This window comes from Streptomyces sp. NPDC085900, assembly GCF_044540925.1.
In the GTDB taxonomy this organism is placed as follows: Bacteria; Actinomycetota; Actinomycetes; order Streptomycetales; family Streptomycetaceae; genus Streptomyces; species Streptomyces gilvifuscus.
In genome coordinates this window covers 522,203-532,156 of record NZ_JBITSP010000006.1, presented here as the reverse complement: position 1 = coordinate 532,156, position 9,954 = coordinate 522,203, and the positions used below count along the sequence as shown (strand labels likewise).

Below are 9,954 nucleotides of genomic sequence, written 5' to 3'. Positions count from 1 at the left end.
CGCCCGGTTACATTTCGAACCCGGAAGCTAAGCCTTACAGCGCCGATGGTACTGCAGGGGGGACCCTGTGGGAGAGTAGGACGCCGCCGAACAATCTTTGGAGGACCCCTGGTCCCAGCGTTCAGCTGGGACCAGGGGTCCTTTTGTTTTTACAATGCTTGCGGTACCGAAGACAGGAGTCACCCATGTCCACCAACTCTCCCGACGACCGACCGGAGCGCGACCAGCGGCGACGGGACAGTGGCGACCGGGGCGGCCGTGGTGGTTACCGCGGCGGCTCCGACCGCGGTGACCGTGGTGACCGTGGCGGCTTCCGTCGTGACGACAACCGTGGTGGCGGCTACGGCCGGCGTGACGACCGACGCGGCGATGACCGTGGCGAGCGTCGTGACAGTGACCGTGGCGGCTTCCGCCGCGATGACAACCGCGGTGGCGGCTACGGCCGGCGCGACGACCGGGACCGTGGTTCCCGTCCCCCGTTCCAGCGTGACGACCGGGATCGTGGTTCACGTCCTGCGTTCCAGCGTGACGACCGCGACCGTGGGCCGCGCCGGGACGACCGGGGCGACCGTCCGGCCTTCCGCCGTGATGACCGGCGGGACGACCGTCGTGATGACCGCCGCGACGATCGCGGTGGCTTCCGTCGTGACGACAACCGCGGTGGCGGCTACGGCCGACGCGACGACCGGCGCGATGACCGACGCGGCGATGACCGGGGCGACCGCGGAGGGTTCCGCCGCGACGACCGTCGTGATGACCGCCGCGACGACCGTGGTGGCTTCCGTCGTGACGACAACCGTGGTGGCGGCTACGGCCGACGCGACGACCGGCGCGACGACCGGGATCGTGGTTCCCGTCCCGCGTTCCAGCGTGACGACCGGGATCGTGGTTCACGTCCTGCGTTCCAGCGTGACGACCGCGACCGTGGGCCCCGTCGTGACGACCGGGGCGACCGTCCGGCCTTCCGCCGTGACGACCGCGGTGACCGTGGTGACCGTCCGGCCTTCCGCCGTGACGACCGCCGGGACGATCGCCGTGATGACCGTGGCGAGCGTAGGGACGGCGGCGACCGCGGCGGTTACGGTCGGCGCGACGACAACCGCGGTGACCGCGGTGGGTTCCGTGGCCGGGACGACCGTGGCGGACGCCCCGGTGGCTTCCGCGGGCGTGACGACCGCAGGGACGACCGCGGTGGACGTCCCGGCGGCTTCCGTGGCCGTGACGACCGCCGTGACGACCGTGGTGGCTTCCGTCGTGACGACAACCGTGGCGGCGGACGTTTCCGGGACGATCGGGATCGGGACCGTGGGGACAGGGAGCCCATCAAGCGGCTGCCGATCCCTGAGGACGTCACCGGCGAGGAGATCGACAAGGACGTACGCCAGGAGCTGCAGAGCCTGCCGAAGACGCTCGCCGAGGACGTCGCCAAGAACCTGGTGATGGTCGCCAGGCTCATCGACGAGGACCCCGAGGGCGCGTACGGCTACTCCAAGGTGGCCCTGCGGCTGGCGTCGCGCGTGGCCGCCGTACGAGAGGCGGCCGGGTTCGCGGCGTACGCGAACCAGAAGTACTCCGAGGCGCTCGCCGAGTTCCGGGCCTCTCGGCGCATGACCGGCAGTGCGGAGCTGTGGCCCGTCATGGCCGACTGCGAGCGTGGGCTCGGGCGGCCCGAGAAGGCGCTGGACATGGCCGGGGCACCCGAGGTGCACAAGCTCGACAAGGCGGGGCAGGTCGAGATGCGGCTCGTCGCGGCCGGCGCCCGGCGTGACATGGGTCAGCTCGACGCGGCCATCGTGACGCTGCAGAGCCCCGAGCTCGCCTCCAACTCCGTCCAGCCGTGGACCGCGAGGCTCAGGTACGCCTACGCCGACGCGCTGCTCGCCGCCGGTCGTGAGGGCGAGGCCCGCGAGTGGTTCGCGAAGGCCGTCGAGGCCGACCGGGACGGCAGCACGGACGCCTCGGACCGGCTCGCGGAGCTGGACGGCGTCGAGTTCGTCGATGCCTTCGACGACAGCGATGAAAGCGACGAAAGCGACGACCACCGCGACCTGGACGAGAGCGATGCGGAGCGCGTCGAGATCGTCGAGGACGACAAGGGCGACAAGGGCGACGAGGACTGACCTGTGTGAAGGGGCGGGACCATTACGGTCCCGCCCCTTCGTCGTATCAGGGCTCCAGCGCGCGCAGCACCAGGCCCGAAGCCGGTTTCGGGCCGAACGACGTCGACTTGCGGGGCATCGTCACGCCCTGGCGGGCCAGGTCGCGGACGACCTCCTCGCGGACGGGGTGCATCAGTACCGCCGTACCGCCGTCGCGTTCCGCCTTGTCGACCGTCGCCGCGGTGTCGTGGATGTAGGCGATGTGGGCCGGCGAGTCCTCCGGGATGCGCCACACATGGTCGAGGAGCGTGGCGTGCAGGACCGTGGCGTCCAGCGTGCGCCAGGCCGCTGGGCGGTCGGCGGGGATCGTGCGGGCCAGGAGGTCCGGGTCCGGGCGGTCCAGCAGGTGGAAGGCGCCGTCGCCGGCCAGGAGGAAGGCGTTGCTCGCGCAGGCGGCGTCGGCGAGGACCTCCAGCGCCCCGGCCAGCGGTATGTCGAGCCGTCGTACCCGGAACAGGCCCTCCACGGCGGTCAGCGCGTCCGCGACCGGGAGGGCGTGCAGGAGGCGGTGGATGGCGCGGACGCGCAGCGGGTAGCGGGCCGTGTCGACCAGGAGTACCAGGCCGTAGTCCCAGGGGCTGGGGGAGGGGTGCTCCGCGCGTAGACGGCGGTAGGTCGCCCAGCGGTGGTGGCCGTCGGCGATCAGGGCCTGGTGCCGGGCCAGTTCGGACTGGATGCGGGTCACGTCGGACGGGTCGGTGACCGACCACAGGCGGTGGTTGTAGCCGTCCTCGGTGGTGGTGGAGAGCAGCGGGGGCTTGTCGGCGAGACGTTCCACCACCTCGGCCGTGGTGGCCGTCGAGCCGTTGCCGCGGTAGGTCAGGAGCAGGGGTTCCAGGTTCGCGGAGGTGGCGCGCATCAGGGCCGCGCGGTCGGCGACCACGTGCGGCATGACGTCCTCGTGCGGCAGGACCACGCCCTCCGCGGGATCCGAGACGCGCAGGGCGCCGATGATGCCGCGCTGCAGCATGCCGTCGGCGTGCCGCTGCTCGTAGACGTACAGGCCCGGTTCGGGGTCGGTGGTCAGGACGCCCTCGGCCTGCCAGCGGCGCAGGGTGTCCGACGCCTGCTCGTTGCGGTCGGTGGGGGTGGGGGCCTGCGGGAGGATCAGGCGGACGATGTTGTACGGGTCGGAGTCCTGGAGGTGGTGCAGGCCGTCGGGTCGTACGACGACGTCGTACGGCGGGGACGTCACCGCGGAGAGGCTGCCGACCCGGTCGGGGTCGTAGCGAAGGCCTCGGAACGGGGTGAGTTCCAGGCCTCGGCGCGCCGTTGCTTCCGAGTGACCTGCTGTGTTCATCCCGGCATCGTACGTGTGTCGGTGGCATGAGGGATGATCGGGGGAAAGCCGTCGAACGAGGAGCGATGCGGAATGAGCCAGAGCGTCAGGACGAGTCCCGCGGGCAGTGAGCGGGCCCTGAGCGAGGCGTACGACACGGCGCTGCTCGACCTGGACGGTGTGGTGTACGCGGGTGGCAACGCCATCGCGCACGCGGTCGAGTCGCTGGCGACCGCTCGCGAGGGCGGGATGCATCTCGCCTACGTCACCAACAACGCACTGCGGACCCCGGACTCGGTGGCCGCCCACCTGACCGAGCTGGGGATACCGACGGGCGCCGACGACGTCATCACCTCCGCGCAGGCGGTGGCGCGGCTGATCAGCGAGCAGATGCCCGCGGGCGCGCGGGTGCTGGTGATCGGCGGCGAGGGCCTGCGGGTCGCGTTGCGGGAGCGCGGGCTGGAGCCGGTCGAGTCGGCGGACGACGATCCGGCGGCGGTCGTGCAGGGGTACGGCGGCCCCGAGATGCCGTGGGCGCGGTTCGCCGAGGCGGCCTACGCCGTCGCGCGCGGAGTGCCCTGGTACGCCTCCAACACCGATCTGACGATTCCGAGCGCCCGTGGGATCGCGCCGGGCAACGGCGCGGCGGTGGAGGTCGTGCGCATCGCGACCGGCGCCGAACCGCAGGTGGCCGGCAAGCCGTTGCCCCCCATGCACCGGGAGACCATCCTGCGGACCGGTGCCGAGCGGCCGCTGGTGGTGGGGGACCGGCTGGACACGGACATCGAGGGGGCGTTCAACGGCGAGGTCGACTCGCTGCTCGTCCTGACCGGCGTCACCGACGGCGCCCAGCTGCTGGCCGCGCCGCCGCAGCACCGGCCGACGTTCGTCGACGCCGATCTGCGCGGGCTGCTGACGGGCCAGCCGGAGGTCAAGGAGGCGGACGGCGGCTTCCGGTGCGGGGGTTGGACGGCCGTCGCCGGTGCGGAGCGGCTCGAACTGGACGGAGAGGGCGAGGCGCTGGACGGACTGCGGGCGCTGTGCGCGGCGGCCTGGACGGCGGCCGGGGACGGTGTGTGCGAACTGGACTCGGGGAAGGCGCTGGCCCGGCTGGGGTTCTGAGCACCGGGAATCGATCGACGATGCGAGGGTAGGCTAACCTAACCTCGTGTTGGTCGACAGTCCTCCCGAACAGCGCGCGGAGACCGCCCCCGCGCCCCCAACCCGCCGGGCGATACGTGCCTTTGGGCTCCTGGTCGCCGTCCTGGTCCTGGTGCTCGTCGCCTTGGCGAGCATCGCGATCGGGGCGAAAGGGCTGTCCGCGGGGCAGGTCTGGCACGGCCTGTTCCAGGACACGGGGACCTACGGGGACGTGGTCGTCGACGAGCGGCTCTCGCGCACCGTCCTCGGACTGCTCGCCGGTGCCGCGCTCGGCCTGTCCGGGGCCGTGCTGCAGGCGCTCACCCGCAATCCGCTGGCCGACCCCGGGCTGCTCGGCATCAACGCCGGCGCGTCGGCCGCGGTCGTCACGGCGATCACCTACCTCGGTGTCACCAGCCTCAGCGGCTATGTGTGGTTCGCGTTCCTCGGGGCCGCCGCGGTCGGGGCCCTCGTGTGGTTCCTGGGCGGCAGCCGGGGCGCCACACCGGTGCGGCTCGCGCTCGCCGGCACCGCGATCAGCGCCGCGCTCTACGGCTATTTGCAGGCCGTGATGATCACGGACCAGGCGGCGCTGAGCAAGATGCGTTTCTGGACGGTCGGTTCGCTGTCCTCGGCGACCGACTCGACGATCACGCAGGTGCTGCCGTTCTTCGTGGCCGGCACGCTGCTCGCCCTTGGCCTCGCCCGGCCGCTGAACGCCGTGGCCATGGGCGACGACACCGCCAGGGCCCTCGGCGCCGACCTCAACCGCACGCGGGCGCTGTCCATGCTGGCGGCGACCGTGCTGTGCGGGGCGGCGACGGCCGCGTGCGGGCCGATCGCGTTCGTCGGGCTGATGGTCCCGCACGCCGTACGGTCCTTCACCGGCCCCGACCTGCGCTGGATCCTGCCGTACGCGACGGTCCTGTCGCCCGTGCTGCTGCTCGGCGCCGATGTCGTCGGCCGGGTCGTCGCCCGCCCCGCGGAGCTTCAGGTCGGCATCATCACCGCGCTCGTCGGCGGGCCGGTCTTCATCTTTCTGGTACGACGGCGGAGGACGGCCCAGCTGTGAAGACCCACCGTGTGCTCCGGGCCCCGGGTGGGCTCTCCCTGCGCCTGGACGTCCGCGCCGCCACCGTCGTCGTCCTGCTGCTGCTCGCCGCGCTCGCCGCGAGCGTCGTACTGATCGGCACCGGCGACTTCCCGATCCCGGCCGGCGACGTGGTGCGGACGCTGCTCGGCGACGGCAACGCGGGCCAGGAGTTCATCGTCAACGAGCTGCGGCTGCCCCGGGTCCTGGTCGGACTGCTGGTCGGCGCCTCGCTCGGGCTCGGCGGGGCGCTGTTCCAGGCCGTCACCCGCAATCCGCTGGGCAGTCCGGACGTGCTCGGCCTCGGACAGGGCGCGACCGCCGGGGCGCTGGTGATGATCGTGCTGTTCTCCGGCAGCGCGGCCCAGGTCACCCTCGGCGCGCTCGTGGGCGGACTGGCGACCGGCCTCGCCATCTACCTGCTGGCCTGGAAGCGGGGAGTGCACGGCTACCGACTGGTCCTGGTCGGAATCGGCGTCTCCGCGATCGTCACCGCGGTCAACGGCTATCTGCTCACCGTCTCCGACATCGTCGACGCGGCCCGCGCGCTCGTCTGGATGACCGGATCCCTCAACGGCCGTGACTGGGACCAGGTCTGGCCCCTGCTCGCGCTGTGCGCCGTGCTCGTGCCGCTCGTCCTCGCCAACGGACGCGGCCTGCGGATGCTGGAGATGGGCGACGACGTCTCCAACGCCCTCGGGGTGCGCGTGGAGCGCGTGCGGGCGCTGCTGCTGGTGGCCGCCGTCCTGCTCGTCGCCACGGCGACGGCGGCGGCCGGACCGGTCGGCTTCGTCTCGCTCACCGCCCCGCAGCTCGCCCGCCGCCTGACCCGCTCGCCCGGCCCGAACCTGCTGCCGTCCCTGTGCATGGGCGCCGCCCTGCTGGTCACCGCCGACTGGGCCTCCCAGCGGGCCTTCGGCGCCGACCAGCTGCCCGTCGGCGTGGTCACCGGTGTCCTCGGCGGCGTCTACCTGCTGTGGCTGCTGGTCGCGGAGCGCAGGGCGGGCCGGATATGAGCGGCCCGCAGAACACGTACACCCCAAGGAGCACAGTGAACCGCCTGTCCGCCGAGGACGTCACCCTCGCCTACGACCAGCGGGTCATCGCCGAGCAGCTCTCGGTGGAGATCCCCGACAACTCCTTCACCGTGATCGTCGGACCGAACGCGTGCGGCAAGTCCACCCTGCTGCGGGCCCTGTCGCGGATGCTGAGGCCGAGCCGGGGCCGGGTGCTGCTCGACGGCCACGTCATCCAGTCGATGCCCGCCAAGAAGGTCGCGCGGACCCTGGGCCTGCTGCCGCAGTCGTCGGTCGCGCCCGACGGGATCACCGTCGGCGACCTCGTCGGCCGCGGCCGGTACCCGCACCAGGGCCTGCTGCGCCAGTGGTCGGCCGAGGACGAGCGGGTCGTACGGGAGTCCATGGCGCGCACGGGCGTCGCCGAACTCGCCGACCGGTTCGTGGACGAGCTGTCCGGCGGTCAGCGGCAGCGCGTGTGGATCGCCATGGCGCTCGCCCAGCAGACACCGCTGCTGCTGCTCGACGAGCCCACCACCTACCTCGACATCCAGCACCAGATCGACGTCCTCGACCTGTGCGCCGAACTGCACGAGGAACACGGGCGGACGCTGGTCGCCGTGCTCCACGACCTCAACCACGCCGCCCGCTACGCCACCCATCTGATCGCGCTCAACAGCGGCCGGGTCGTCGCCGAGGGCGCGCCGAACGACATCGTCACGGCCGAGCTGGTCGAGGAGGTCTTCGGGCTGCGCTGCCAGGTCATCGACGACCCGGAGACCGGGACCCCGCTGGTCGTGCCGGCGGCGCGGAAGGCACGCGCGGCGGTGGCTACAGAAGCTTCCTGAGACGGAACAGGTCGACCAGGCTCGCCTCCAGCTTCACCCGGCCCGAGCCCCAGGCGCGCGCGAAGTTCAGCTCGCCGTCCACCAGGGCCACCAGGTCGTCGCCGGCCATCGAGAGCCTGATCTGGGCCTTCTCCCGCGGCGGCCCCTGCAGCACCTCGTCGACGCGGATGCGGCCCTCCGTCATCCGGCCGACGAAGGTCACGTCCAGGTCGGTGATCCGGCAGCTCACCGAGCGGTCCAGGGCGGCGGCCGCGCGGACGTCGCCCTCGGCGCCCCGCATGTTGTCCGAGAGCTTCTCGAGTGCGGTACGGCACTCCTCGATCGTTGCCATCGCGATCGACGGTACCCCAGCGCTTCGATGTAGCGTCTGGGCATGAGCGACTCTGTGCCCGAGGCCGTACCGGAGCAGGAGCGGCCCGAGGCCGAACCGGAGTACGACCCCGCCGCCCCCGCCCCGCTGGCCGTGCCCCGCACCCCCACCGGCAACGCCGAGGTCGACGCCCAGCTGGAGCGGCTCGGCGACGCCGACCACCTCGCCACCGACGGGCACGTCGAGGTGTACGAGGATGTACACCGGGGGCTGCGCGACACGCTCACCGCGCTCGACGCGCGCCCGGGACCCCCGGCGCCCTCGCCGTCGTACGACACGAGGGCGCCTTCACCCTCGTATGGCAACAGGAGCTGAACCGAACGTGGCAGGAGTCGCACGTCGCCGTCTGGACGCGGAGCTGGTCCGCCGTAAGCTCGCGCGCTCGCGTGAGCACGCGAGTCAGCTGATCGCGGCCGGGCGGGTCACCGTCGGCAAGACCGTCGCGACCAAGCCGGCCACGCAGGTGGAGACCGCGGCGGCGATCGTCGTCTCGGACGACGACGGCGATCCCGACTACGTCTCCCGGGGCGGGCACAAGCTTGCGGGTGCCCTGCAGGCGTTCGTACCGCAGGGGCTCGTGGTGAAGGGGCGGCGCGCGCTGGACGCCGGCGCCTCCACCGGCGGGTTCACGGACGTGCTGCTGCGCTCGGGCGCCGCGCACGTCGTCGCCGTGGACGTCGGTTACGGCCAACTCGCGTGGACTCTGCAGAGCGATGAACGCGTCACCGTCAAGGACCGTACGAACGTACGCGAGTTGACGCTTGAAGCGATCGATGGGGAACCTGTGGATCTTGTCGTGGGCGATCTGTCCTTCATCCCGCTGGGGCTGGTGCTGCCGGCCCTCGTGCGGTGTGTGAAGCCGGACGCCGACCTGGTGATGATGGTCAAGCCGCAGTTCGAGGTGGGCAAGGAACGGCTGGGCAGCGGGGGAGTCGTGCGGAGTCCGCAACTGCGGGCGGAGGCCGTGCGGGGCGTGGCCCACAAGGCGTGGGAACTCGGGCTCGGGGTGCGGGGTGTCACCGCCAGTCCGCTGCCCGGACCGTCCGGGAATGTCGAGTACTTTCTGTGGCTGCGGGCCGGAGCAGCCGAACTGGACCCGGCCGATGTCGACCGAGCAGTGGCGGAGGGGCCGCGTTGAGTCAGAACCGAGCTCGTACTGTTTTCCTCCTCGCCCATACGGGCCGGCCGGCGGCCATCCGCAGTGCCGAGCTGGTGGTGAAGGGCCTGCTGCGCGAGGGCATCGGCGTGCGGGTGCTGGAGTACGAGGCCGCCGACCTGCCGCTGCCGGACGAGGTGCAGCTGGTCAAGGAGGCGACTCCGCAGTGCCTCGACGGGTGCGAGTTGCTGATCGTGCTCGGCGGAGACGGCACGCTGCTGCGCGGCGCCGAGTTCGCCCGCGCGTCCGGCGTGCCGATGCTCGGCGTCAACCTCGGGCGGGTCGGCTTCCTCGCCGAGGCCGAGCGTGACGACCTCGACAAGGTCGTCGACCGGGTCGTGACCAAGGCCTACGAGGTCGAGGAGCGGATGACCGTCGACGTCGTCGTTCACCAGAACGGGGACATCGTGCACACCGACTGGGCGCTGAACGAGGCGGCCGTGCAGAAGGCCGGCGCCGAGAAGCTCCTGGAAGTCGTGCTGGAGATCGACGGGCGGCCCGTCACCGGGTTCGGGTGCGACGGGATCGTGCTGTCCACCCCGACCGGCTCGACCGCCTACGCCTTCTCCGCGGGCGGGCCCGTGGTGTGGCCCGAGGTGGAGGCGCTGCTCATGGTGCCGATCAGCGCGCACGCCCTGTTCGCCAAGCCCCTGGTGACCTCGCCGGACTCGGTGCTGGCGGTGGAGGTGCTGCCGCACATCCCGCCGGGGGTGCTGTGGTGCGACGGGCGACGGACGGTGGAGTTGCCACCCGGAGCGAGGGTGGAGGTGCGGCGGGGGGCCGTGCCGGTGCGGCTGGCCCGGTTGCACCACGCGTCGTTCACGGACCGGCTCGTGGCGAAGTTCGCGCTGCCGGTCTCGGGGTGGCGGGGGGCTCCGCACTAGAACCCGGGCGGT

11 protein-coding genes and 1 rRNA gene are annotated in these 9,954 nt (G+C 72.2%); 10 read left to right on the top strand and 2 right to left on the bottom strand.

The features are described from left to right. From rrf to ACIGDI_RS23985, 3 genes are all read left to right on the top strand, one after another. Positions 1–92, top strand: a 5S ribosomal RNA gene (gene rrf / locus ACIGDI_RS23995); the annotation flags it as partial. Positions 93–303: 211 nt separating this feature from the next. Beyond that, positions 304–1,440: a hypothetical protein gene (locus ACIGDI_RS23990; protein WP_399900052.1), complete on the top strand. Its 1,137-nt coding sequence runs from the start codon at positions 304–306 to the stop codon at positions 1,438–1,440. Then, positions 1,332–2,120, top strand: a complete 789-nt coding sequence (locus ACIGDI_RS23985) for a hypothetical protein (protein ID WP_399900049.1) — start codon at positions 1,332–1,334, stop codon at positions 2,118–2,120. The genes ACIGDI_RS23990 and ACIGDI_RS23985 overlap by 109 nt, the downstream gene beginning before the upstream one ends. 46 nt (positions 2,121–2,166) lie before the next feature. Here ACIGDI_RS23985 and ACIGDI_RS23980 read toward each other — a convergent pair whose 3' ends face one another. Continuing rightward, positions 2,167–3,459, bottom strand: coding sequence for a DUF1015 domain-containing protein (locus tag ACIGDI_RS23980; protein ID WP_399899999.1), 1,293 nt, complete (start codon positions 3,457–3,459; stop codon positions 2,167–2,169). A 72-nt stretch (positions 3,460–3,531) separates the two neighbouring features. On the opposite strand from ACIGDI_RS23980, the gene ACIGDI_RS23975 reads away from it, so the two are divergent. Genes ACIGDI_RS23975 through ACIGDI_RS23960 form a run of 4 tightly spaced genes read left to right on the top strand, consistent with a single transcriptional unit; the run spans position 3,532 to position 7,532 of the window. After that, entirely contained in the window at positions 3,532–4,560 is a 1,029-nt protein-coding gene (locus ACIGDI_RS23975; protein WP_399899996.1) for an HAD-IIA family hydrolase, read from the top strand. A gap of 46 nt (positions 4,561–4,606) precedes the next feature. After that, complete coding sequence (locus ACIGDI_RS23970; protein ID WP_399899993.1) at positions 4,607–5,650, top strand: FecCD family ABC transporter permease; 1,044 nt, start codon at positions 4,607–4,609, stop codon at positions 5,648–5,650. Further along, positions 5,647–6,684 (top strand): FecCD family ABC transporter permease, encoded by a 1,038-nt coding sequence (locus ACIGDI_RS23965; protein ID WP_399899991.1) that lies wholly within the window; start codon positions 5,647–5,649, stop codon positions 6,682–6,684. Before ACIGDI_RS23970 ends, ACIGDI_RS23965 begins: the two co-directional genes overlap by 4 nt. Continuing rightward, positions 6,681–7,532 carry an ABC transporter ATP-binding protein gene (locus ACIGDI_RS23960; protein WP_399899988.1) on the top strand — a complete coding sequence of 284 codons (852 nt, stop codon included), beginning with the start codon at positions 6,681–6,683 and terminating at the stop codon, positions 7,530–7,532. Before ACIGDI_RS23965 ends, ACIGDI_RS23960 begins: the two co-directional genes overlap by 4 nt. Here the strand turns inward: ACIGDI_RS23960 and ACIGDI_RS23955 are convergent. Next, positions 7,516–7,863 carry an SCP2 sterol-binding domain-containing protein gene (locus tag ACIGDI_RS23955; RefSeq protein WP_399899985.1) on the bottom strand — a complete coding sequence of 116 codons (348 nt, stop codon included), beginning with the start codon at positions 7,861–7,863 and terminating at the stop codon, positions 7,516–7,518. The genes ACIGDI_RS23960 and ACIGDI_RS23955 overlap by 17 nt on opposite strands. A gap of 42 nt (positions 7,864–7,905) precedes the next feature. Between ACIGDI_RS23955 and ACIGDI_RS23950 the strand changes: the two genes are divergently transcribed. The 3 genes from ACIGDI_RS23950 to ACIGDI_RS23940 are packed head-to-tail and all read left to right on the top strand — an operon-like array spanning position 7,906 to position 9,942. Continuing rightward, positions 7,906–8,217, top strand: coding sequence for a hypothetical protein (locus ACIGDI_RS23950; RefSeq protein ID WP_399899982.1), 312 nt, complete (start codon positions 7,906–7,908; stop codon positions 8,215–8,217). Positions 8,218–8,224: 7 nt separating this feature from the next. Beyond that, positions 8,225–9,040, top strand: coding sequence for a TlyA family RNA methyltransferase (locus ACIGDI_RS23945; RefSeq protein WP_200705977.1), 816 nt, complete (start codon positions 8,225–8,227; stop codon positions 9,038–9,040). Continuing rightward, the gene (locus ACIGDI_RS23940; protein ID WP_058926191.1) at positions 9,037–9,942 is read left to right on the top strand and encodes an NAD kinase; all 906 of its coding nucleotides are present in this window, start codon (positions 9,037–9,039) and stop codon (positions 9,940–9,942) included. Before ACIGDI_RS23945 ends, ACIGDI_RS23940 begins: the two co-directional genes overlap by 4 nt. Positions 9,943–9,954 lie beyond the last annotated feature (12 nt).

What these genes read in the sequence shown, in the direction of transcription:
- ACIGDI_RS23980 (WP_399899999.1), bottom strand. Translation starts at nt 3,459, where the DNA reads ATGAACACAGCAGGTCACTCGGAAGCAACGGCGCGCCGAGGCCTGGAA.
- ACIGDI_RS23960 (WP_399899988.1), top strand. Translation starts at nt 6,681, where the DNA reads ATGAGCGGCCCGCAGAACACGTACACCCCAAGGAGCACAGTGAACCGC.
- ACIGDI_RS23975 (WP_399899996.1), top strand. Translation starts at nt 3,532, where the DNA reads ATGAGCCAGAGCGTCAGGACGAGTCCCGCGGGCAGTGAGCGGGCCCTG.
- ACIGDI_RS23955 (WP_399899985.1), bottom strand. Translation starts at nt 7,863, where the DNA reads ATGGCAACGATCGAGGAGTGCCGTACCGCACTCGAGAAGCTCTCGGAC.
- ACIGDI_RS23950 (WP_399899982.1), top strand. Translation starts at nt 7,906, where the DNA reads ATGAGCGACTCTGTGCCCGAGGCCGTACCGGAGCAGGAGCGGCCCGAG.